Raw genomic sequence first — 25,262 nt, 5'->3', positions numbered from 1 at the left:
TAATTATAGGGCTTTAAATATTTTTTATTAAGCTTATGAATAAAAAAAACCCGCGATGCGGGAATTTCGGCAGCTTTTTAAAGCGCCTTGTTTTTGGGCGTACAATTTCTTATTAGAGTAAAATTTTTGTTTTGTACAAAATTATTATATCAAAGGAATTAAAATGAATAAAAAAATATTAGAAATCAACGAGTCGGAATATGTAAGCTTATTTTTAAATAATTTAATAATTAAACAAAAAGAAGAAAAAATAATTATCCCAATAAATAATATTTCAGTAATTATTTTTGAAAATGAAAGAGCAAATATATCTATTCCAGTAATTAATGAGCTCGTAGATAAAAAAGTCAACATAATAATATGTAAAAATCATTTACCAAACTCAATTATAATCCCACATAATGGATACTATAATAATAAAGTTTTTCAAAATCAAATTAAATGAGATATTAAATACAAATCATTAATTTGACAAAAAATAATAAAACTCAAAATAGAAAATTCAATTTACAATTTGGAGACATTAAATTTAATTAACAAATCAGATATACAAAAAATGAATAATTACTTGATAAATGTTGAGGAATATGATAAAACAAACAGAGAAGGTCATGCTGCTAAATTGTACTTTTTAACATTGTTTGGTAATGATTTTATAAGAGAAAGGAATGCAGAAGATAAAATTAATATTTATTTAAATTATGGTTATTCAGTACTACTGAGTTTAGTTGCTAGAATTATTTGTTCAAAGGGTTTAGATAATAGAATATCTTTTTTTCATAAAAGTTTTAATAATAACTTCCCTTTGGCTTGTGATCTTGTGGAACCCTTCAGATTTTGAATTGATAGAATAGTTTATAAAATTCATTGTGATGGATTTCAAAATAGTTTTCAGGATTTTAAAGAAACTTTATTTAAATCCTTTAATGAACATATAACTTATAAAAATAAAAAGATCAAATTTTCAAAATATATAGAAATCGTTATTGACGAACTTTTAAATTTAGAAGAAAGCGATATTGAAATTGATTAAGGTCTATACAAGAGAAATGCGTATTTTACTAATGTACGATATTTATTACAATGGCGATGATGATACAAAAATGTACAATAAATTTGTTAATCATTTATATAAACTAGGTTATATAAGAATACAGTATTCAATTTATGCAAAAATTTTGCCAACGCACACAGAATATGAAAATGAAAAAAGAAAGATTTTGAGATTCATACCCAAAAATTCAAACGTTAGGATTTTATTATTGACTGAAAAACAATACCAAAACATAGAAATATTGAATGGTATCAAGGCAAAAAATGAAATATATAATTTAGAAGAGGAGTATATTAGACTATAATGTGAAATTTTTTTAATGATATTAACTTTAACTTAGAAACAAAATACAATTTTAAAATAATAGAAGAGGAAAATAATGACTATCTAATACGTAATTTAATGGATTATGAAAATAATACGAATACAAAATCAATTAAAATAAATGAAAGAATTTTTTCAATAAATGATTGCATAGTAATAAGTAATTTATCATATGTTTCAGATATACTAAATTCAATAAGTAAACCATGAATTCAAGAAAAAATTAATAATAACGAGAATTGGAATGTCAATGAGATATTAAACCAAGAAAAACTTGACAGTATTATCGACCAAATTAATTTAAAAATTGGTTTTAAATATTTATCTAAAGATATCGATAATAATAAACTAATAAAATCTATCTTTAGCATTGATGAAAAACTGCTAATTAGTAAAAATAATTTATTAAATATACTCGATATTTTGAGTACCTTAAATTTTAAAGCACTAATTATAATAAAAAACTTACCCTACATAAATATAGAAACACTCATCAAATACAATAATTTAAATTTTTTAATTTTAACTTCTGATTGCACTAGATATGTTAAAACATATAACCAACTAGAACTAGTAGCAATTTATAAACAGGAGATTATATTTGATATTAAAAGTTGTGCTCCTATAATAAATTTTTTTGAAAATATTAAAAATCGAGAAATACCAGAAAATGAGCTTCTGTTTTCTAATGAAAAAGAAGAAAAGGAGTTTAAATTTATTTTTTATGACTTAAAGAATAATTTTTTTAAATAAATGACATTTTTGTGCTGTACAATTTCTTATTAGAGTAAAACAACTTTTAAAGTTTTAGATAATATCAATGCATTTTTGTGCTGTACAATTTCTTATTAGAGTAAAACACAACCCTGATATTAATACTAAAGTTAACAATTTTTGTGCTGTACAATTTCTTATTAGAGTAAAACCAAGTTATTAACATTTTAAAATCTGCAGAAATTTTTGTGCTGTACAATTTCTTATTAGAGTAAAACGAACTGCAGACTCATAGAAATAACTTTCAAATTTTTGTGCTGTACAATTTCTTATTAGAGTAAAACCAATTGCAGCCGAAGCTACGAACGGACTTAATTTTTGTGCTGTACAATTTCTTATTAGAGTAAAACCACAAACTCATAATTCCCAGTTTTGTTGCTATTTTTGTGCTGTACAATTTCTTATTAGAGTAAAACAATGTTTTTCCAAAATGAAAACCTAACGGATATTTTTGTGCTGTACAATTTCTTATTAGAGTAGAACAAAACAATAATGCTTATTTTTATACTTCTAGAGTTTTAGGTTTAATTACAATTTCTTTAATTATTTAGTTAATTTATATAAGAAATAAATTATCTTGATTTTTTAAAAAATAAATCTTTACAATATAATGTATAAATTAAATAAATTAGTATAACAATCAAGCTTTAAAATGAATATAACTCACGAATGGGCAGGTAAATTCCTGGCTCGTTTTTTATTCTATTTTAATTTTTATTTTTTTATGCCTGTTAAATTCGATTACTTATAGTATTTTTTTTCATAAAAACCTTGATATAATAAATCAGCATTTAATATAAAAATAAATAAGAAGGAGAATAACAATATGTTTTTTAAAATAAATAAAAAACGGGGCGAATCAAGTTTTTTTGCTATTAAAAAATTTGCAAAAGAAAATAACATCAAAAAAATTGGTCATAGTGGAACATTAGATCCTCTTGCGGAAGGCCTTTTGATCGTGGCTACTGATGAAGATACAAAAACACTTTCTTATTTATTAAATGATACAAAAGAATATTTTGTAAAAGCAACCCTACACTGCTTTTCAAAAAGCTATGATGAAGGGGAAGAAGTTTTCCAAATTAAAAATAAAGAGAAAATAACAAAAATTCAATTAGAACAGGCCTTAAATAAAATTAAAAAAACAACTAAACAAATTCCTCCAATATTTTCAGCAAAAAAAGTAAATGGTCAAAGAAGTTATGATTTAGCAAGAAAAAATATTGAGGTAAATTTAAAGGAATGCAATATTAAAATTTTTAATTTAAAACTTCTGGATTTTGATTATGATAATCAAACTTTTTCCTTTAAAACAAAAGTTTCAAAAGGAACCTATATAAGGTCTTTAGTGCATGACATTGGATTAATACTAGGTACTGATGCTGTTGTGAATATTTTAAAAAGAGAAATTATAGGAAATATCAAAATAAATGAGGAAGTTATTTTTGAAGAAATAACGGACATAAAATCACTTTTTAATGTACAATTATATACACTTAATAATTCAGAATTAATGCAAATTAAGTCAAAAATAGTGTATTTTGAAAGATTCAAAAATATTAATAATAAAGCCATGTTTATTTATGAAAACAAAATAATCGGCTGAGGCGAAATAACAAACGGTTTGGTAAAATTTGAAAAGGTTTTATTTAACCGAATTTTTTAGCCCCGAAGGGAGATAAAATGAATGATAAATATAAAATGATAGTATTTGATATCGACGGAACATTATTACCATTTGGGATTGATGAATTGACTCCTAGAATGAAAGAAATGTTTAGAAAATTAAAGGAAGCTGGATATATAAATGTTTTATGTTCAGGTCGCGATATTTTTACAGTTGGTAAGCAAATTCACAATCATTATGTTGATTACTTCATTGGAGCTAACGGAACATTTATTTTAGATTTAAGAACAAATGAATACATTTTTGAACAAACAATTGATTATGAGGATTTTGTAAAATTTAGAAAATATGCAGAAGAACATAAATTATCATTTTCATTTGTTGGTGATAAATGAGGTTATTATAATGATTTGTTTAATATAGATCACTGGTTTTATCAACCATACAAAGATAAATTTATTTCAGAAAAAGAATTTGAAGCACAAAATGATAAAAATTATTTAATTACAATAAGTTCAAATCAACCCGAGGAATGAGCTAAAAAATTAAATAAATTCTTTGAAGAAAATAAGATGAATATGTGAGTCTTAGCAACTTGAAATGGTGGTATCTTCTTATCATCAAAAGGGATTACAAAAGCAGTTGGTTTAGAAATATTAGGAAATCTATTAGATATTAAATTAGAAGAAATGGTTGCTTTTGGAGATTCTGAAAATGATATTGAAATGCTTCAACATGTTGGTTTAGGTGTAGCTATGGGTAATGGTGAAGATGTAACCAAGAACGTTGCTAAAGAAATATGTATGCCTGTTACTGAAGATGGTCCATATTTCAAACTGAAAGAAAAAGGATTTTACGACTAAGTCGTAATTTTTTTTTACTTTAAATAATTAAGGTAAAATTATAAATATGAAAATTTTTAACTGAAATTTTAAAGAAAAATTTGATCATAATGAAGATCTTATCATGCTTTTAGGATCATTTGAAACTCTTCATCTAGGCCATTATGAATTAGTAAAAACAGCAAAAGACATAAGAAACACAAACCCGGAACTTAAACTTGCAATTATGCTTTTTTCTCAAAGCTATAAATCATTAGTTGCAAAAGAAGAAAAAGTGTTTCAAATTAAAACTAGGTTATATACTCTTTTTAATTTAGGTTTTGATTATGTGTTTTTAGTTGATGATAACATAAATAACTTTAATGTATCACACGAACAATTTTGCAAAAACTTATTGGAAAATAAAGTTAAAAAAGTTGTTTGCGGAAATGATTTTAAATTTGGGTTTAGAAAGATTGGTAATATTGATTATTTAAAAAAATATTTTCAAGTCTATGTTTCAAATGACAGAAAAATACAAAAGCAAAAAATTTCAACTTCTTTGATAAAAGACTTAATCGAAGATGGAAACATTAGTGCAATTAATAATTTATTAATTGAAAAATATTCGTTTATTACAAATTTAGAAAAAATGAATTTTTTCTATCCAAATAATATAAAAAAAATAAGATCAGGTATATATGTATCAAATTTTGTTATTGATGATGTTGAATATCACGGATTAATAAAAATTAATCATAAAAGCAATAAAGAAAAAACAAATCAAGCATATATATTTGATTTAGAACTTATCCCAAGCAAATATAAAGAGGTTTTTGTTGAGGTTGAAGCTTTAATTAGACACATAAATTTTCAACACGAAGATAAAATTGAAATTAGTGACATCGAAACGGCAAAAAAATGATTTATTAAAAAATAAAAACTAAGTTTAAAAATTACTTAGTTCCTAAATTGAAAATTCAAGTGCAACACGTTTAAAGTAAAATTTAGATGTGGAACTTGAATTTTTTATATTAATTAAAAAAGAAAAAGTTCCATTGAAACGGAACGGAACTCATATGAATTATACAATAAAAAAATATAACCATTTAACAGATAATGAAAGAATAATTATTGAAAATTATTTAAAGTTAAATTATTCTCTTCGTAGGATTTCGAGATTAATCGAGCGAAGTGTTTCGACCCTAAGTAGAGAAATAAAGAGGAATACAAATAGTTTCGGAACTTATGAATTTAAACACGCTAGTTTAAAAACAAGAGAAAGATCAAGACATAAGTATTATTTTAAATTCGTGGATAACCAAAAATTCAAAAATTTTTCTAACGCTTTTTTACAAAAATATGACAAAAAGTTTTTTGGTATAAAGTCAACATATAATTTTATAAAAACTAGCACAAAACACTGTTGTCCTTCTTTAAGAACGGTTTTTAATTGAATAAACACTAATAATTGAGTTATAAAAAAGTACGATAAATTAAGACAATATTATAAAAAAGGTGGTAAAAGAACAGCATCCGTAATAAAACGGCTTGTAAAATCTGCTGATTATGTTTTTCCAATATGAACTAGACCTAAATCTATAGATTTAAGACTTGAATTTGGACACTGAGAAGCAGATCTAGTTTTAGGAAAAAGAGCCAATGGATATAATAATGTTTTAACTTTAACTGAAAGAAAAACAAGAATAGGGTTTGCAAAAATAATACAAAGCAAATCACCAAATATAATTAATTCAGAGTTAAAAAAGATTATAAGAGATAATGAATTAGAAGTAAAAACAATAACAGTAGACAATGGTATTGAATTTGAAAAAATAGGTATTTTAGCCAGATGATTAAATATAAAGATTTATAGAGCTGAACCTTATGCATCTTTTCAAAGAGGCTCAAATGAACATTGAAATGGAATTTTGAGAAGAGAATTCAAAAAAGGTTTTAACTTTAATACTATAACTCAAGAAAAACTTGACTCAGTTGTTAACCAAATAAATAATATGACGCGGGAAATATTAAATTGGAAGACACCATTACAAACCTATTTAGAATATATTAAATAATTATTATTAACAAAAATTAACATAATAAAATTATGCTTATCTTCATTTGAAAAAATGAATATTTTCTATTTACTTTTTTTGATTTATTAATTTTAAAAAAATAAAATGTATAATAAAAAAAGCCCAAGGCATTGTGTTGCACTTGAACCTTCTCTTTGGGAACTAAGTTTAAAAATTACTTAGTTTTTATTTTATTTCTTTAGCTAATTCTATAAACTCATAGGCATTTAATGATGCTTTTCCAACTAAATATCCACTTAATCCTTTAACTTTTTCTAAATCCTCAATACTATTAGAGCAAACCGATCCACCATATAAAACAGGTATATTTGAACTAAATTTTTCATGTATAAAATTAACAACACTTTGAACATGTTCTACCTTTGGAATTATACCATTACCGATGCAATAAACGGGTTCGTATGAAATGATTATATTACCAAATTCATTAACGTTTTCTAAAGCTTTATCTAATTGTTTATTTAAAACATCGAATGTTTTATTATTGTTAAAATCATCAATTGATTCACCGATACAAAGTATAGGTTTTATATTAGTGTCTTTAAGCTTTAAAATTTTTTTATTTATTTCTTCGTCGGTTTCATTAAATAATTTTCTTCTTTCACTATGACCTAATAAAATAAAATCAATATTTGCTTCTTTAGCTACATTTAAAGAAACTTCTCCTGTATACGCGCCATTTATTTCGTGAAAAATGTTTTGTAATCCAAATAAAAAATTTCTTTCAGAGTTGTTATACGATAAATAAACACTATCAAAAGATGGGGCTATTCCAATATTTATATTATTTAAGTTTTCTTTATTTTCTTCAATTAAAAATGATAGTGCTTCAATATAAGATTCAACTTCTAAAAAAGTTTTATTCATTTTAAAATTGCCTATTAAATATTTCATATTTTATCCTCATTATAATTAAATTTAATTCTAGTTTTTTTATTTACGACAAATGAATTGACATAAGTCCTATAGTTAAAACCAATACTGAACTAGCAATTATTAAATATGATGCAAGATTTGTGGATTCATTTTTAAGTTTGTTTAGATTTTTTTTATCTTGTTCTAATTGATAATTTTTTCTTTCTTTTGCAAGTATTTTATCTTTTTCAAACTGGTTCATATATGGGGCGTATTTATTTTTTGCTCTTGAAGAAATTCTAATATTATGATAAGTTAAAATTAAAGGTTTTATCAATCCTTTACCAACTCCTTTTTTGGCCATTAAAACCAAAATAGAAATTGATAAAAATGTAATTGTACCAACAGTTATTGCATTAGATCAGGTTTGTTTAAAAACATTCTGTTTTTTTAAAAAACCTGTAAGCAAAATCATAAGGATCATTAAAAAAATACTTGTAAAAAAATATATGATGTTGCCTATTGTTCAACTTCTTTTTCAATAACCTTTTGTATTTATATTTTTTTTATTATTACTCATTATAACAATCCTTTAAATATAAAAATTATACTTAATAAGTTGAGATATTTAAAAATAAAATAGCATTAGGATAAATACCTAACACTATTCATGTAGATTATTTTTTAGAAGTTCATTTTTCAACTTGTTCTTTTGTTCCAAAAATGTAGTGATTATCATCGACTTTGAAATTTTCTGGAATATTTGGGAATTGTTGTTCATAAATATAATCTAAATTAAATGATACGTTTTCAAATTTTTCATTTGCGTTTGAAATTTTTGGTATTGCTTTAAATAGATTGATTGTATATGGGTGAAGAGGATTATTGTAAATAGACTCAGTATCACCACTTTCAACAATTTTACCTAGGTGCATAATTTGAACATTATCGGCAACATATTCAATCATACTTAAGTCATGAGCTATAAAGATTAAACCTATGTTTTTCTTAACACACAAATCTTTTAGCAAGTTAACAACTTGTGCTTGAATTGAGATATCTAAGGAGGCAATTGGTTCGTCAGCAACAATAACTTTTGGTTCAGTTATCAATGCTCTTGCGATAACTATACGTTGTAATTGACCACCACTAAATTCATGAGGATAACGATAAGCAAATTGTTTTAATAAACCTACATCTTCTAATGAACGATAAATAATTATTTTATAAAGTAGTTCGGAAATTAAATATTTAGCAATTGGGTATGAAATTTTATAATCAAATAAATTAAATCTTTTAGCTCATTTCTTTTGTTCTACATTTATATTTTCTTCAGATTTATTATTTAAGTTCATTTCAACTCATTTAAAATCAATACCTAATAGAATATAAATGTTTCTAATATCTTTCTTTAGATAATTTCTTTCGATATTAAATGATTTTAATGTATCTTCTTTTAATGTAATATCTGAATTATACATTTTGATAACTGTGTCTTGTTCTTTTTTGATTTGTTTAATTCTTGAGCTTAAACGTACCAAATCAGCCTTATTTTTAGCTGTTTTTTTGTTTTCGTTCTTCAGATTAGTTAACAAAATACTTTTTCTTTGTTCTAATGATTTAATTTTTTCGCTAAATTCTTCTTTTACATAGGCAAAGAAATCATTTTTATATTTTTCATATAATTCATTACATTTTTTTTGCAATGAAACTAAACGATTATATTCATTTTTTTCTAGTTCAATTTTTTGATATAAATCATCAATTGATTTTTTATAATCAACTAAAAATCTTGAACGTCCTTCTAAATAAATATTTTTTGATTCATTTAGTTTTTCAAAAGCTTGATTTAATTCTTCTTTTGAGTATTCTGGTTGTTCTTTAATTGCTAGTTTTGATTTTAAATTTTCTATTTGTTCATTTAGTGATAATAATTGTTTATTGTATTTTTCTTCATTTCTTTTTGAAATTTCTTGGTATTTAGAAAATTCAAATTTAAATGACGATTTTAAAACTTGATCAATTTCTTGTCTCATAGTTTTAGAATACTTAATTTTTGATAAATTAACTTCATAAAATTCTTTTACATAAGCTTCTAATTCTTTTACAAGTTCTTTAACATCTTCAAAGTCTAATAATTTTAATGAATTTCTTAAGATTTTTAAGGTTGTAATTCTAGCTTTGAAAAGTTTTTCATTTTTTAGATTATATAAATAATAATCTAAGTCTGTTGACATAAGTTTTGAAATATTAACTAAAACTTTTTCGTGTTTATTTTCAACTGTGAAATTTAAAAATGTATTTTTTGCATCTTTAATTCTTTGGTTTCTTAATTTTATTAATTCATTTCTTTTCTTAATTAAAGCTGATAACTCATTTTTAATTTCAAATTGATTTTTAGATAACTTACTTAATTTCTTGATTTCTTTGTATTTTGAAATTGCAATATCGTATGATAATTCTTCTTTACTTAGATTTTTAGTTCTATATTTGTTTTGCATTTCATAATAGAAATTAATTAAAGAAGAAGCATTAGAATACATATTATTAATAATTAAACTTTCCATTTTTTGCTTTTCTTCTAAATAAGCATAAAATGCTGAAAAATTATCTTCTCTACTTAATTCTTTATCAAAGTTAAAGTTTTCAAATTGTTTTGTTCATTTTGCAAAAAATGGCTCTGCTAATTTGTTTATTTCTCTATAGTTTTCTAATTCCAATTTCATAGCTTGGATTTGGAAAGTATATTTAAAAGCTTTTTTAACTTCTAATCAGTCTTTAAAAATGTCTTGTATTTTATGCTTCATTATGCCATTAACTAATAGAGGTTCTTTTAATATTGTATATATATTTTGTTGACTATTTAAAGAAGCATGTGGATCTTGGAAGATCATTTGAACATTTTTACGTAAATATTTTTTTAAGGAATGACTAATATTTTTTCCTGAAATGATTTTATCTTCTAATCTTACAAATCCATTATATTCATCATATAATCTAAGAATTGTACGACCAACTGTAGTTTTACCCGAACCTGACTCACCAATTAGCCCAACAATTTCTCCTTCATGAACATCAAAAGATACACCATCAACAGCTTTGTTGATAATACCTTGATTAACAAAATATTTTTTTAAGTTATCTATTGATAATATAACTTTTCTATCTTTTTTATTTTCCGTCATTTTTAAAAGCCTTTTTAAATAAATCTAAACGTTTTTGTAAATCTTTTGAAAGTTCAATTTTTGGAGCTTCTGGGCTTAATAATCAAGTAGCCGCTGCGTGAGTTTTTGTAATAGGAATTAAAGGTGGTTCTTTAATAAAATCAATTTCTAACGCATAATCATTTCTTGGAGCAAAAGGATCACCAACTGGTAAATTAGCCATGTCTGGCGGAGTTCCTTTAATGTTATATAATTTTTCATCTTTTGATTCAGGAATTGCTGAAATTAATGCTCAAGTATATGGATGTGCTGGTTGAGTAAAAATTTCTTCTTTTAAACCTTTTTCTACAATTCTTCCTGCATACATTACATATATAAAATCACAGAATTTAGCAATAACTGAAATATTATGACTTATTAGTATTATTGAAATACCCATTTTTTGTCTAATTTCTTCAAATAAAGCAAGAACACTAGCTTGAACAGTAGGATCAAGAGCTGTTGTTGGTTCGTCAGCTATAATTAAATCTGGTTTCAATGCAACAACCATCGTGATAACTATTCTTTGTTTCATACCACCAGATAATGTGTGAGGATATGCTGTAAAAATTTTATCAACGTTTCTTAAACCAAATGTTTTTAATAAACCTAGTAAATATTCTTTCTTCTCTGTATAGGTTTTGTCCATTCAATCGACATTATTATTCAAAGCATCCAATAATTGTTTCCCAATTGTACGTGTCGGATTCAATGATGTTAATGGGTCTTGGGGAATATAACCTATCTTTTGACCACGAACTAGTTGTCAATATTTTTCTTTTTTCAAAATTCCACTTAGTTCAAGATCACTAATTTGAATTTTATCTGCACTTACTAACCCGTTTTCATTAACGTTAATTAATGTTTTAGAAGTAACTGATTTACCAGAACCAGATTCTCCAACTAAGCCAACAATTTGGCCTTTATAAACATCTAAATCAACACCACGAACGATATGAATAGTTTTCTTTCTACCTACAGGGAATGATACATGTAAATTTCTTACTTCCAAAAGTTTATTATCTTCTAAAACCTCTTGAGATTGAATTTGAGAAAATAAATGACTTCTTTTATGAATTTTTTTATTAATTATTTTTTTATCAGCCATGATTATTTTCTCTTTCCTTTACTAATAACTCTTGGATCTAATGCATCATGAATACCTAAAGCCATGAAGTTCAATGATAGCGATAAGAATAATAAAATTAATGTTGGAAGTAAAATTATTCAAATATTTCTACCAGCATCCGAAGCTGATTCGATTAATATTTGACCTAAGTTAGTATCATTTGAATTCTTAAAGAAACCTAAGAATGCCAATGATGCTACTCATAAAATAATTCCTGGTACATTTTTAACAAATGAGTTTGCGATTTTACCAATTATTGCAGGTAGTGCGTGTATAAATATTTGTCTTGGTGTAGAAGCACCAATAGCTTTCGCAGCACTAATATATTCTTCATTTTTAACAGTAATTACGTACATTCTTGTTATACCAACAAACGCTGGTCATCCTGCTACTGACATAGCTAATATCAATGATATTTGATTAGTTCCAAAAATACCAACGAATATTAATATTCAAATAATTGTTGGAGGTGAGTTAAATATATCAATTAATCTCATGATAATTGTATCAACTAATTTTCCTGCATAAAAACCTAAAATAGCTCCTAAAGTAACACCAAATAAAGCTTGAATTATCGTTGTGATAATAGCAATTTCAATACCTCTTCAGGTTGCATATCATGTAGTAACTCAAATATCATAACCACTTGATGAAGTTCCTAAATACGTTTTTAAAACTGGGATTTTTGGAATAATTTCACCATATACAAGTGCATCATTAATTGGAGTACCTGCTTTTTGAGCTTTAAATAATAATTCATTTAGAACCGATGCTTTAAATAAACTATAAGCATTATAGGTCATAAATAATTGACCACTATTATTTGCACTTATTTTAGTTGTATCTAAATAAAATGCAAATCATTTATTTCAAAGAACTTGTTCTGCTTCTGGTAGTTTTGAAATATTATCTTTTAAGTTAATATAAAACTTATAAATAGTATCGTTGGTTGTAACTGCTTTTGAAACAATCGGGCTATAAACTGGTGGTAGCGATTCAATAAATGAGTATTCATTAATTGGTGAGTTAGGTTTATATGATGTAAATGCTTTTGCAGGAATTATCAATGATGATAATAAAATGAAAGTAAATACTATTAGCGAAATTACGACTATTGGGTTTGAAAAGAATCTTTTAAGAATTTCAATTCACATTTTCTTTGGTCTTCCAGCAATTGATGAAGCATGAACTTTGTCTTTTTCTGAAATAAAACCAAATTTTTTAGATAGTTCAGAACTAATCTTGTATTTCTTGTTAAATTCTTTTATTTGTTCTTCAATAAGATTTTCCATTTTGTTCTAACCTACCTTTCATTAAGCTTTTTGATTATTTTGTAGTTGTGATTGATTTTCTTGTTCTTGTTTTGCAAATAAATCTTTTTCAAGTTTTTTTCTTTCTAAATATGCTTTAAAGAATAGTCAATAATTCTTTTTACTTTTTGAAGCATAAGTAATTTTTGGATCAAGGATAGCAAACATAACATCAACAAATATAGAAGCTATCAATGATAATGCTGTAAAGAATATAGTCGAGAACATAATAATATTTATCTCACCTGTTGGGAATGATCTTGCTATAACTTGACTTGTACCAGGTACATCTCAATATTTTTCGATAATAATTGAACCTGATAAAAGTCCTAAGAATGATCCAAATAATAAACTAAATAATGGGATAGAAATATTTCTTAACACATATTTAAAGAAAATTTGTGTTTGATTTAAACCTTTTGTTTTTGCAATTAAAACATAATTAGATGTTAAAACTGTAATAACTTGGTTTCTTGTATAACTTACATACGCAGCCATCGATGTTAATGTGATAATCAACACTGGCGGTAAGTATGATACGAATAATTCACCAAATGATGGCTCTAATGCATCTCTTGGTACGGTAGTTGGAATACCAATTTTTAAAGATATTGTAATCAAAATAGGTGCAAGTACGAATGATGGTACAGCTATGAAAAGCAATACAAATACATTGGCTGCTGAATCAAATAACTTTCCTCTTTTATAACCCGCAAATACTCCTATTGTAATTCCACTAATTGCACTTATGATAAATGCAGGTAGTGTAATTCTAATTGAATATCTTAAGGGAATGAAAAATAGTTGTTGAATATTAGAGTATTCAGAAGGACTTGGGTTGTTTTCTTTATTAATAACAAACCCAAAATCACCTTGGAAGACATTTCCTAAATACTTGAAATATCTTACGATAATAGGAATAAGATTTCCTTCTGCATCTCTTAATCCATATTGAGTTTCAAATTGAATTGTTAATTCTTCATATGTATGTTTGTTTTTAGGACTTTGGAACGCTTTTTCTACTAATGATTTAATAGGACTATCACCAAATGCACTAACTAAAACAAAAACTACAAGTGTAATAATAAATAAGGTAAGAATAGCAAACGCTATTCTTTGATATACATATTTAAACATTTATTAATACCAAAAAGTAATATTAAACTTTTTTAACTTTTCAATCTGAATAAATTGAAACACCAACAACTGATTCATCAGGAACTGAAAAATGATTTTGTATTAAAACCTTACCAAATTCATTTCTTTGTTTGAAAATATTATATGTAAAGTTAATATTAAAGAATGATGTTAATTCAGCCATCAATTTAACTGCTACCTCATTAGTTAATTTTGAAACATATTCTAATCAGAATGATGCTGTTCAAGCATATGCTTCAGTTGCATGTTTACCTTCAGGAACATTTCATAAAACAGCTTTTCCTTGTTCATTTCTTTTTAGATTATAATGAGTTTCTCCTTCTTTCTTTTCAAAATGATATGTAGTTGTGTATGGTAATCTTGAACCTTTAAAATTATTAACAACTAAATGAAGATCTGCAAAAGGAACTGATCCAACTCATTCGTGTGATGTTCCTTCTTTTGCATGTTCAACTATAGCTTTTGCTAATTTATGTAATTCAGGATAATTCTCTTTTATTAATTTATTTTTATCACCTTCATCATTAGCTGCTATTCATGTTAATGTTGGAATAAAGTTACCACCTCATGAAAGACCATCATAACCAGAACCAATAGCATCATAGTCGTATGATCATGAAACTAATTCAGTTCCATTAGCTCCCCCGGTTCTGAATGCATCAAATTTAGGATCATTTTTATCACCGGTAAAGAAAACTGATAATTGTAATCTTGGGTTTAATTCTAAGAATGTTTGTTCTATATCATTAAAGGCTTCTTTATATGCATTTGAAATGTTAACATATGGGAATCCATATTCAAATTTGAAAGGTTGTCCTGCTAGTTCTGGGTTTTGTTTATCAAACTCTTCAAACAGTTTTTGTAATTCTTGTTTTAAAATTTCAAATCCAGCTGATTTTAATTTGTCTATTCTTCTTGAAAAGTTTTTAACAGCTTCTTCATTTTCTTTTGGACTTAATTCGCTGCCTAATGAATTACCAAATTCAACTTTTCCACTTTTATCTGATTTTAAAGCAAATAATGAGTTAATTTCTTCTCTTGCATCGTATGGAGTTTTGTATTTTGCGGTACTTTGGTCACTCCCACCAATTAATGAACCGTCAGCAACTTTTGCTAATCACGCAAATCCTTGACCACCGGTTGCTAGTGATGCAAATTCATCTCAGTTAATTGCAGCATTGAATAAACTTCTGAAAATTAAACCTGTTCCAGCAATATATGTTTGTGGATCATTTTTTCCTTCTTTTAACTCTTCTCTTGTTCCACCATACATTAATTTTGCAAATGCATCATTAAATCCATAGTACTCAACTGATTGTCCTGCTGGTAATGGTTTAACAAATGGATGAGAAAATTCACGGTAGAATGGATTGGTTTTGTTAACTGCTTTTGAAAATCTTAAACCATATTTTTCACCATTTTGTAATATTTCCTCACGTTGAGCATCTTTTAAACCACTAAATGCAATTTGAGATAATTTACCTTGTTTATATTTATCAAATGTTCTTTTAACAAATGTATCTGTATCAATACCATTATTGTAAATATTTACAATTTCATTAACTGTATCTTTACTATTAACAAATTCTCTATCATAGTAATGTAAGTTCTTTTTAAGAATTAATTCTTGACCTTTTTGTGGGGTTATATAATATGGACCAACATATAAAGTGTTTTTTAAACTCACACCATATCAGTAAGCTCCAGATTTATAAACAAACGAATTCTTATCTAATGATTTAATTTTTGTTTCTATTTGTCTTGTTAATTCAGTTTTTAAACCAATTGAGTTATAAACTGGTAATTCATCCAATGAATTTGATTCATCTATGTATTGTGATGGAGCTGGGAAGAATGTATAGTCAGCTAACATTGTTTTACTAAAGAATTCTGAAAATTTTGGATTTTCTTCGGTTGATAATTTTTCAAATGTAACTGCTTCTTTACCATTAACATTTTGGATAAATTCATTTTCTACTTTAAATTTAGAATGGTCAATTCCAAATAATGTAAATAAGTAATCATTTGAATATTCTTCTTTATCAGTAAATGCCGCAGAAGATAAATCTGATAATGCTATAACAGCTTCATCATCTAATTGTTTTGAACCACCATTTTCATGTCTGAAATTACCACTAACTGATAATGTTCTTAATCATGAATAATAGAAGTCTTTTGCTTTTACTTCGTATTTTGTTGCTTTACCTTCTTGATCTACTCACTGAACACCATCACGAACAACAAATTGTAATTTAGCAGCTGTTTTTAATTTTTCATCGAAATTACTGCTATTAATTGATTTTTCATTGTTTGATTTTAATTCAACAGAAGGGCTATTGAAGTAGCTTATTCCATTTTCAGTAAAAGGTGCAGAAGATCTCACATCAGCATCATCAGCATCAAAAGTTGTTACAGTGCCGTTTTTATCTGTAATAACAACAGCACTTGCTAATGACAGCTTTCTTCTTGTTCAAGTAGGATTTACAATGTATGTTTTTGTTTCAACAACGCCATTCTCACCTCCTTGATTAAGTGTTAAGTGTTGTAATTCTGGTTCATTTAATGTTTCAACACGAACTAAACCGACTGATGTATGGTGGTTTGTTGATGTACTAATAAATGATCCGTATGATCTTGAAGAATCATGTAGAAATGCCTGCGCTGTATATGGTGAACTAAATTCAAACACATACCTATCTTTTCTTTCATCTTTACATGCTATAACAAGTAATGGAACTGCTCCAACTGTTAAAGAAGCTAAAGATGATAATCATATTTTGTTTGATTTTTTCATATTTAATCTCCGTATTTTTATAATTTGATAAACTATGTTTTATTTATTAATTTATTAATAAATAGTTTATAAAACTACATGATAAATTATAAATTAATTTGCCTATTTTAGGTCTATTTAGTCTAAAACTTAGTTTATTTTCTGTATTTTTTGTTAATTTTTTCTGCTTTTTTATATTAATTTGTTTGTTTGAAATTATTGTAATTTGGCTTTTGTTTTTAAATTATTTATATTCTTATATTTGGCTACTTTTTTAAAAAAATATAATAATCTATGATTTATGAACCTCTAAAAGCCATTATTCTAGCACGATAGATACTATTAAAATTTAGATAAACTCTAAGCATTTTTTGAGTTAAATTAAAATTATTTTTAGTTAAAAATTTGAGTGTCATTATAAATCCCTCCAAGAATAATATTGTTATTTACTGAAATATTGCCACAGTTGATAATAATATCCTTCTTGTTAGAATTAATAATTTCAATAGCGAAAAATGCAGCCATAATAGCTGTGAACATCATCTTAGAATAGTTTTTTACTAATAAATTTTTGTTCATCATTTTTCCTTTATGACCATTATTTTAACAATTTTTTAAAAAAAATCCCAAAAAAATTCATTTTTTCTGTTTTTTTATTTAAAATAAGTCTTTTTAATTAAAAAATTTTAAAAAACATTTCATTTTTGTTAATTATGTTATAATTTTCTTAGTTCAATTTATTACTAAATAAGTTGGATTAACATAGTTAATGTCTTATCCAAAGCAAATTGCTTATTTCACTGAATAATTTAAATCAAGGTCTGAGGAGCTTGATTTTTTTTGTTTATAAATACATAATATTATTAAAAAAGAATATAAAATCAAAAGTTTTTTTAGAATTTATTATACATTAAGATATTAAAGAAATAAAATGATATCAAAATATATAATAAATATAAGTTAAGCTTATTTATTATATAAATTTTACTTTATTTAAATAAATACTTAATTTAAGATATTAAAATAAAAATGAACGTTAATGTTTGATATAAACTTATAGATAATCCTGGTTAAAAATTGATTTTCCTTTTATGATAAAATTAATATTATGAATTCAAAAAGTAAGAAAATAATCTTTGATGATAAAAAAGATAATATAAAATGAGAAATTTATTTTATGTCGTTAGCTAAATTAAGCGCATTAAGATCAAAAGACCCAACCACTAAGGTAGGAGCATGCATAGTAAGTCCTAATAATTATGTAATTTCGTTAGGTTATAATGGTATGCCTACAAGTTTTAACAACACAGAAGTAGATAATGATGAAATTTTTCCATGAAATAGACCTAATGATGCTGATGATGTTTTACATTCTAAATACACATACGTAGTACATGCAGAAGTGAATGCAATAATTAATGCTAATTTAACAAATTCAAAAATAGAGCCTGGTTCAGCAATTTTCATAACTCATTCACCTTGTTATAATTGTGCAAAAATGATAGTTCAATCTAAAATTTCAAAAATATATTATGCAAATGAATATAGAGCACAAACTGATGATTTTAAAGCTAGTTTAAAAATATTTAACTCATTTGGAATAGAAGTAATAAAAATAGAAAATGATTTTGATCTTGAATTTAATATAAAATAAAAAAAGAAATAAAAAAAAGAAGCAGGTGCTTCTTTTCCCAAAGAGAAAGTTCAAGTGCAACACAATGCCTTGGGCTTTTTTTATTATACATTTTATTTTTTTAAAATTAATAAATCAAAAAAAGTAAATAGAAAATATTCATTTTTTCAAATGAAGATAAGCATAATTTTATTATGTTAATTTTTGTTAATAATAATTATTTAATATATTCTAAATAGGTTTGTAATGGTGTCTTCCAATTTAATATTTCCCGCGTCATATTATTTATTTGGTTAACAACTGAGTCAAGTTTTTCTTGAGTTATAGTATTAAAGTTAAAACCTTTTTTGAATTCTCTTCTCAAAATTCCATTTCAATGTTCATTTGAGCCTCTTTGAAAAGATGCATAAGGTTCAGCTCTATAAATCTTTATATTTAATCATCTGGCTAAAATACCTATTTTTTCAAATTCAATACCATTGTCTACTGTTATTGTTTTTACTTCTAATTCATTATCTCTTATAATCTTTTTTAACTCTGAATTAATTATATTTGGTGATTTGCTTTGTATTATTTTTGCAAACCCTATTCTTGTTTTTCTTTCAGTTAAAGTTAAAACATTATTATATCCATTGGCTCTCTTTCCTAAAACTAGATCTGCTTCTCAGTGTCCAAATTCAAGTCTTAAATCTATAGATTTAGGTCTAGTTCATATTGGAAAAACATAATCAGCAGATTTTACAAGCCGTTTTATTACGGATGCTGTTCTTTTACCACCTTTTTTATAATATTGTCTTAATTTATCGTACTTTTTTATAACTCAATTATTAGTGTTTATTCAATTAAAAACCGTTCTTAAAGAAGGACAACAGTGTTTTGTGCTAGTTTTTATAAAATTATATGTTGACTTTATGCCAAAAAAACTTTTTTCATATTTTTGTAAAAAAGCGTTAGAAAAATTTTTGAATTTTTGGTTATCCACGAATTTAAAATAATACTTATGTCTTGATCTTTCTCTTGTTTTTAAACTAGCGTGTTTAAATTCATAAGTTCCAAAACTATTTGTATTCCTCTTTATTTCTCTACTTAGGGTCGAAACACTTCGCTCGATTAATCTCGAAATCCTACGAAGAGAATAATTTAACTTTAAATAATTTTCAATAATTATTCTTTCATTATCTGTTAAATGGTTATATTTTTTTATTGTATAATTCATATGAGTTCCGTTCCAATGGAACTTTTTCTTTTTAATTAATATAAAAAATTCAAGTTCCACATCTAAATTTTACTTTAAACGTGTTGCACTTGAATTTTCAATTTAGGAAAAGAAGCAGGTGCTTCTTTTTGTTCTCTGAAAACTGAATATCGATTTAAATTTTAGATTACTTCTATAGAATTACTATTAAACCAATCAATTTATTAGTACTGGTCAGCTGAATATATTGCTATACTTACACCTCCAGCCTATCAACCTCATAGTCTATAAGGAATTAATAGGGAATACTCATCTTTGAGGGGGCTTCCCGCTTAGATGCTTTCAGCGGTTATCCCTGCCGTACTTGGCTACCCAGCTATGCTCCTGGCGGAACAACTGGCACACCATCGGTACGTCCACTCCGGTCCTCTCGTACTAAGAGTAGCTCTCATCAATATTCCAACGCCCACATCAGATAGGAACCAAACTGTCTCACGACGTTTTGAACCCAGCTCGCGTACCGCTTTAATGGGCGAACAGCCCAACCCTTGGAACCGACTCCAGCTCCAGGATGCGATGAGCCGACATCGAGGTGCCAAACCTTCCCGTCGATGTGATCTCTTGGGAAAGATAAGCCTGTTATCCCCGGGGTAGCTTTTATCCGTTGAGCGACGGCCTTTCCACGAAGAACCGCCGGATCACTAAGTCCTGCTTTCGCACCTGCTCGACTTGTAGGTCTCACAGTCAATCACACTTCTACCTTTATGCTCTATGATACGGTTTCTGACCGTATTGAGTGTAACTTTGAACGCCTCCGTTACCCTTTAGGAGGCGACCGCCCCAGTCAAACTACCCACCACACACTGTCCTCTTACCAGATCATGGTAACAAGTTAGAAGTTCAACGTAACAAGGGTGGTATTTCAACGTCGACTCCACTTGAACTAGCGTTCAAGCATCATAGTCTCCCACCTATCCTACACAAGTTAAATCAAACTCCAATATGAAGTTATAGTAAAGCTCCACGGGGTCTTTTCGTCTAGATGCGGGTCTCCGGCGTCTTCGCCGGAACCATAATTTCACCGAGTCCAATGTCGAGACAGTTAAGAGATAATTACTCCTTTCGTGCAGGTCAGTATTTAGCCGACAAGGAATTTCGCTACCTTAGGACCGTTATAGTTACGGCCGCCGTTCACCCGGGCTTCACATCAATGCTTCGCGTAAAGCTAACACCTTTGCTTAACCTTCGGGCACTGGGCAGGGTCACCCCATATACATCGTCTTACGACTTAGCATAGAGCTGTGTTTTTGATAAACAGTTCCCCTTACTATTCACTGCGGCCCACTTTCTAGGGTGGGCATCCCTTCTTGCGAACTTACGGGATGAATTTGCAGAGTTCCTTGACATTGGTTTTCTCGCTCGCCTTAGAATACTCATCTTGGGGACGTGTGTCCGTTCTCGGTACGGGTTTCATATAAACTTAATGTTAGAAGCTTTTTAAGAGGTATGGAATCATCCAATTCGCTACTTGGTTGCCCTTTCACTATGCATCATAGCTCCCGGTTAAGTTATGCGGATTTGCCTACATAACCCAGTTACTATTTACCCCACAATCCAGTAAGTGGTAGTACTATCCTCCCCCGTCACTCCATCACATTTATAGAAAGTACAGGAATATTAACCTGTTGTCCATCGGCTACGCCTTTCGGCCTCGTCTTAGGACCCGACTAACCCTGGGTGGACGAACCTTGCCCAGGAAACCTTCCCCAATAGGCGTCAGAGATTCTCACTCTGAATCGTTACTCATACCGGCATTCTCACTTGTAAGCGCTCCACCAGTCTTCACAGTCTGGCTTCAATGCCCTTACAACGCTCTCCTAACGCATTTTCATGCCCGTAGCTTCGGTATTGTGTTTTAGTCCCGTTGAATTATCGGCACAGAGTCTCTCGACTAGTGAGCTATTACGCACTCTTTAAACGATGGCTGCTTCTAAGCCAACATCCTAGCTGTTTAAGAAACTCCACAACCTTTCTCACTTAACACAATTTTGGGACCTTAGCTGACGATCTGGGTTGTTCCCCTCGCGTGCATCGACGTTATCACCGATGTACCGACTGCATAGCAATTCATGATAGTATTCGGAGTTTGATTATAGTCAGTACAGCTAGGCGCCGCCATTCCATATTCAGTGCTCTACCCCCATCACTTAACACTACACGCTAGCCCTAAAGCTATTTCGGAGAGAACCAGCTATCTCCAAGTTCGATTGGAATTTCACCCCTACCCACAAGTCATCCGGGCACTTTTTAGCGTACTACGGTTCGGTCCTCCACTTAGTGTTACCTAAGTTTCAACCTGCTCATGGGTAGATCACCTGGTTTCGGGTCTATATCAACATACTAAGCGCCCTATTAAGACTCGATTTCTCTACGGCTTCGCTTTAATCCACTTAACCTCGCATGTTGACATAACTCGCCGGTCCATTCTGCAAGATGTACGCCATCACCCATTAACGGGCTCTGACTAACTGTAAGTAATTGGTTTCAGAATCTATTTCACTCCCCTCCCGGGGTTCTTTTCACCTTTCCCTCACGGTACTAGTTCACTATCGGTGTCTGGTTAGTATTTAGCCTTACCGGGTGGTCCCGGCAGATTCAGACAGGGTTTCACGTGCCCCGCCCTACTCAGGATACTACAAAGAGATTTAGACATTTCGCTTACGGGAATTTCACCCTCTATGTTTAAGCATTCCAACTTATTCTGCTATGTATAAATTTTGTAACTCTATAATGTAGTCCTACAACCCCAACAACGAATGTTGGTTTGGGCTCTTCCCCGTTCGCTCGCCACTACTGAGGGAATCATTCTTTATTTTCTCTTCCTGCTGCTACTGAGATGTTTCAATTCACAGCGTGTCTCTTCATTCGACTATGAATTCATCGATATGATAATTGAGGATTAGCTCAATTAGGTTCCCCATTCGGAAATCCCGGATAACAGCATATTTCCAGCTAACCGAGGCTTATCGCAGGTAATCACGTCCTTCATCGACTTCCAGACCCAAGGCATCCACCAAAAACTCTTATCTTGTTTAATAGTAGTATAAGACCTATTGTTTGTCTATTGTATGATATATTCTATAGGTTGATCTAAACTTTGAAATATTAATAATTTAATTTTTCAATGTCGATATTCAGTTTTCAAAGAACAAGAGAGATAAATCTCTCAAAACTGGATACAAATAATTTTTCCATAACATTATGTACTCCGTTGAAAGGAGGTGATCCATCCCCACGTTCTCGTAGGGATACCTTGTTACGACTTCACCCCAGTCACCAGTCCTACCTTAGGCGGTCGCCTCCGAGGTTAGCTAACCGACTTTGGGTATTACCAGCTCCCATGGTGTGACGGGCGGTGTGTACAAGACCCGAGAACGTATTCACCGCAGCGTAGCTGATCTGCGATTACTAGCGATTCCGACTTCATGGAGTCGAATTGCAGACTCCAATCCGAACTGAGATCGGCTTTTTGAGATTTGCTCCATGTCGCCATATTGCTTCTCTTTGTACCGACCATTGTAGCACGTGTGTTGCCCCACTCGTAAGAGGCATGATGATTTGACGTCATCCCCACCTTCCTCCCGGTTACCCAGGCAGTATCTCTAGAGTCCTCGACATGACTCGTTAGTAACTAAAGATAGGGGTTGCGCTCGTTGCAGGACTTGACCAAACATCTCACGACACGAGCTGACGACAACCATGCACCATCTGTCACTCCGTTAACCTCCGCTATATCTCTATAGCATTGCGAAGGATGTCAAGAGTGGGTAAGGTTCTCCGCGTATCTTCAAATTAAACCACATGCTCCACCGCTTGTGCGGGTCCCGTCAATTCCTTTAAGTTTCACTCTTGCGAGCATACTACTCAGGCGGATCATTTAATGCGTTAGCTGCGTCAGTGAACTCTCCACCGACTAATGATCATCGTTTACGGCGTGGACTACCAGGGTATCTAATCCTGTTTGCTCCCCACGCTTTCGTCCCTCAGCGTCAGTATAGACCCAGTAAGCTGCCTTCGCCTTTGGTGTTCTTCCATATATCTACGCATTTCACCGCTTCACATGGAATTCCGCTTACCTCTATCTAACTCTAGTTTACCAGTATCCAAAGCGAGCCAGGGTTGAGCCCTGGGATTTAACTCCAGACTTAATAAACAGCCTACGAACGCTTTACGCCCAATAATTCCGGATAACGCTTGCGACCTATGTATTACCGCGGCTGCTGGCACATAGTTAGCCATCGCTTTCTGACAGGGTACCGTCAGCTTGGAAGCATTTCCTCGACCAAGTGTTCTTTCCCTATAACAGCACTTTACAATCCGAAGACCTTCATCGTGCACGCTGTGTCGCTCCATCAAGCTTTCGCTCATTGTGGAATATTCCCTACTGCTGCCTCCCGTAGGAGTTTGGGCCGTATCTCAGTCCCAATGTGGCCGTTCAGTCTCTCGACCCGGCTAAACATCATAGTCTTGGTAGGCCATTACCCTACCAACTAACTAATGTTCCGCACCCTCATCCTCTAGCGGAGCTTTGAGGCTCCTTCACAACGGAACCATGCGGTTCCATGCGTATCCGGCATTAGCCAATGTTTCCATTGGGTATTCCAATCTAAAGGGTAGATTAAGCACGTGTTACTCACCCATTCGCCGCTAGGTTCAAAAGAACCTCGCTCGACATGCATGTATTAGGCACACAGCCAGCGTTCATCCTGAGCCAGGATCAAACTCTTAAAATTTGATTTGGTTATTATGTTTTATAAAATTAAAATTGACGTTATGGTATTCGTATCCAGTTTTCAAAGAACTATCTTCTATAAGTATATTTTATAGTAGCTTTAAAATTGCTACATTTAGTATTATACACTTTTTATTTTTTAAAATTAAAAATAATATTTTTTTACTTTTAAATTTTTATTTATTTAAAAAACGTCGATTAGAAAATAAATAATAAATAATTTTTCATTTAAAAGCTTAATTATTATATATTAAATATTTAAATAAAAATAAAAAAATAACAGGTTTTTCAACCTATTATTTAAATTAAAAAATAAATTATTTAATTTTGTCATTAATAGCGTTTTTAATAACTTTTTCTTCTTTATAAAATCCACAATATTTACATGCTTGGTGAGGGATAATTGATTGTTTACAGTGTTTACATTCTACTAATGTAGCTGAAACTAATGCGTGATGACTTCTTCTTAAATGTTTTCTTTGTTTAGAAGTTTTTCTTTTTGGAACTATAGCCAT

General features: G+C 29.0%; 18 protein-coding genes, 2 rRNA genes and 1 CRISPR repeat array. Of the genes, 8 read left to right on the top strand and 12 right to left on the bottom strand.

Annotation, left to right across the window (positions count from 1 at the left end; all coding sequences use genetic code 4):
* Nucleotides 1-163: 163 nt before the first annotated feature.
* The 7 genes from cas1 (at nucleotide 164) to V2E26_RS00785 (ending at nucleotide 6,678) form a co-directional block, all read left to right on the top strand.
* Nucleotides 164-1,033, top strand: a complete 870-nt coding sequence (gene cas1 / locus V2E26_RS00815) for a type II CRISPR-associated endonuclease Cas1 (RefSeq protein ID WP_330463557.1) — start codon at nucleotides 164-166, stop codon at nucleotides 1,031-1,033.
* Nucleotides 1,020-1,358: a CRISPR-associated endonuclease Cas2 gene (gene cas2, locus V2E26_RS00810; RefSeq protein WP_407942411.1), complete on the top strand. Its 339-nt coding sequence runs from the start codon at nucleotides 1,020-1,022 to the stop codon at nucleotides 1,356-1,358. Before cas1 ends, cas2 begins: the two co-directional genes overlap by 14 nt.
* On the top strand, nucleotides 1,358-2,131 hold the full coding sequence (locus V2E26_RS00805; protein WP_330463556.1) for a hypothetical protein: 774 nt from the start codon (nucleotides 1,358-1,360) through the stop codon (nucleotides 2,129-2,131). Before cas2 ends, V2E26_RS00805 begins: the two co-directional genes overlap by 1 nt.
* 5 nt (nucleotides 2,132-2,136) lie before the next feature.
* A CRISPR array of direct repeats spans nucleotides 2,137-2,635; the repeat unit is 36 nt; unit sequence ATTTTTGTGCTGTACAATTTCTTATTAGAGTAAAAC.
* 343 nt (nucleotides 2,636-2,978) lie between these two features.
* A complete protein-coding gene (gene truB, locus V2E26_RS00800; RefSeq protein ID WP_330463555.1) occupies nucleotides 2,979-3,818 on the top strand; it encodes a tRNA pseudouridine(55) synthase TruB in 840 nt (279 codons plus the stop codon).
* 17 nt (nucleotides 3,819-3,835) lie between these two features.
* Nucleotides 3,836-4,642, top strand: a complete 807-nt coding sequence (locus tag V2E26_RS00795; RefSeq protein WP_330463554.1) for a YcsE-related riboflavin metabolism phosphatase — start codon at nucleotides 3,836-3,838, stop codon at nucleotides 4,640-4,642.
* Nucleotides 4,643-4,688: 46 nt separating this feature from the next.
* Nucleotides 4,689-5,540, top strand: a complete 852-nt coding sequence (locus V2E26_RS00790) for an FAD synthase (protein ID WP_330463553.1) — start codon at nucleotides 4,689-4,691, stop codon at nucleotides 5,538-5,540.
* A gap of 139 nt (nucleotides 5,541-5,679) precedes the next feature.
* Nucleotides 5,680-6,678 (top strand): IS30 family transposase, encoded by a 999-nt coding sequence (locus V2E26_RS00785; protein ID WP_330463266.1) that lies wholly within the window; start codon nucleotides 5,680-5,682, stop codon nucleotides 6,676-6,678.
* A 186-nt stretch (nucleotides 6,679-6,864) separates the two neighbouring features.
* Here the strand turns inward: V2E26_RS00785 and V2E26_RS00780 are convergent, their stop codons facing one another.
* From V2E26_RS00780 to V2E26_RS00745, 8 genes are all read right to left on the bottom strand, one after another.
* Nucleotides 6,865-7,593 (bottom strand): triose-phosphate isomerase, encoded by a 729-nt coding sequence (locus V2E26_RS00780; protein ID WP_330463551.1) that lies wholly within the window; start codon nucleotides 7,591-7,593, stop codon nucleotides 6,865-6,867.
* Nucleotides 7,594-7,636: 43 nt separating this feature from the next.
* On the bottom strand, nucleotides 7,637-8,134 hold the full coding sequence (locus tag V2E26_RS00775; RefSeq protein ID WP_330463550.1) for a hypothetical protein: 498 nt from the start codon (nucleotides 8,132-8,134) through the stop codon (nucleotides 7,637-7,639).
* 97 nt (nucleotides 8,135-8,231) lie between these two features.
* Entirely contained in the window at nucleotides 8,232-10,739 is a 2,508-nt protein-coding gene (locus V2E26_RS00770; protein ID WP_330463549.1) for an ATP-binding cassette domain-containing protein, read from the bottom strand.
* Entirely contained in the window at nucleotides 10,726-11,865 is a 1,140-nt protein-coding gene (locus tag V2E26_RS00765) for an ABC transporter ATP-binding protein (RefSeq protein WP_330463548.1), read from the bottom strand. The genes V2E26_RS00770 and V2E26_RS00765 overlap by 14 nt, the downstream gene beginning before the upstream one ends.
* Before the next feature lie 2 nt (nucleotides 11,866-11,867).
* Nucleotides 11,868-13,178 carry an ABC transporter permease gene (locus V2E26_RS00760; protein WP_330463547.1) on the bottom strand — a complete coding sequence of 437 codons (1,311 nt, stop codon included), beginning with the start codon at nucleotides 13,176-13,178 and terminating at the stop codon, nucleotides 11,868-11,870.
* Nucleotides 13,179-13,199: 21 nt separating this feature from the next.
* The gene (locus tag V2E26_RS00755; RefSeq protein ID WP_330463546.1) at nucleotides 13,200-14,333 is read right to left on the bottom strand and encodes an ABC transporter permease; all 1,134 of its coding nucleotides are present in this window, start codon (nucleotides 14,331-14,333) and stop codon (nucleotides 13,200-13,202) included.
* Between the two features lie 22 nt (nucleotides 14,334-14,355).
* Nucleotides 14,356-17,148, bottom strand: a complete 2,793-nt coding sequence (locus V2E26_RS00750) for an OppA family ABC transporter substrate-binding lipoprotein (protein ID WP_330463545.1) — start codon at nucleotides 17,146-17,148, stop codon at nucleotides 14,356-14,358.
* Nucleotides 17,149-17,520: 372 nt separating this feature from the next.
* Nucleotides 17,521-17,706, bottom strand: coding sequence for a hypothetical protein (locus tag V2E26_RS00745; protein WP_330463544.1), 186 nt, complete (start codon nucleotides 17,704-17,706; stop codon nucleotides 17,521-17,523).
* A 529-nt stretch (nucleotides 17,707-18,235) separates the two neighbouring features.
* Between V2E26_RS00745 and V2E26_RS00740 the strand changes: the two genes are divergently transcribed.
* On the top strand, nucleotides 18,236-18,781 hold the full coding sequence (locus V2E26_RS00740; RefSeq protein WP_330463543.1) for a deoxycytidylate deaminase: 546 nt from the start codon (nucleotides 18,236-18,238) through the stop codon (nucleotides 18,779-18,781).
* Between the two features lie 196 nt (nucleotides 18,782-18,977).
* Here the strand turns inward: V2E26_RS00740 and V2E26_RS00735 are convergent, their stop codons facing one another.
* The 4 genes from V2E26_RS00735 to rpmF all read right to left on the bottom strand — a co-directional run bounded on the left by V2E26_RS00735 (nucleotide 18,978) and on the right by rpmF (nucleotide 25,262).
* Entirely contained in the window at nucleotides 18,978-19,976 is a 999-nt protein-coding gene (locus tag V2E26_RS00735) for an IS30 family transposase (protein ID WP_330463159.1), read from the bottom strand.
* Nucleotides 19,977-20,158: 182 nt separating this feature from the next.
* Nucleotides 20,159-23,053 (bottom strand): 23S ribosomal RNA (locus V2E26_RS00730).
* Nucleotides 23,054-23,229: 176 nt separating this feature from the next.
* Nucleotides 23,230-24,748 (bottom strand): 16S ribosomal RNA (locus V2E26_RS00725).
* The 16S and 23S rRNA genes sit together here, the layout of an rRNA operon.
* 316 nt (nucleotides 24,749-25,064) lie before the next feature.
* A complete protein-coding gene (rpmF, locus tag V2E26_RS00720; protein WP_330463542.1) occupies nucleotides 25,065-25,262 on the bottom strand; it encodes a 50S ribosomal protein L32 in 198 nt (65 codons plus the stop codon).

It is taken from the genome of Metamycoplasma gateae (assembly GCF_036352135.1).
Lineage (GTDB): Bacteria > Bacillota_I > Bacilli_A > Mycoplasmatales > Metamycoplasmataceae > Metamycoplasma > Metamycoplasma gateae.
This window is presented reverse-complemented; position numbering and strand designations above follow the sequence as displayed.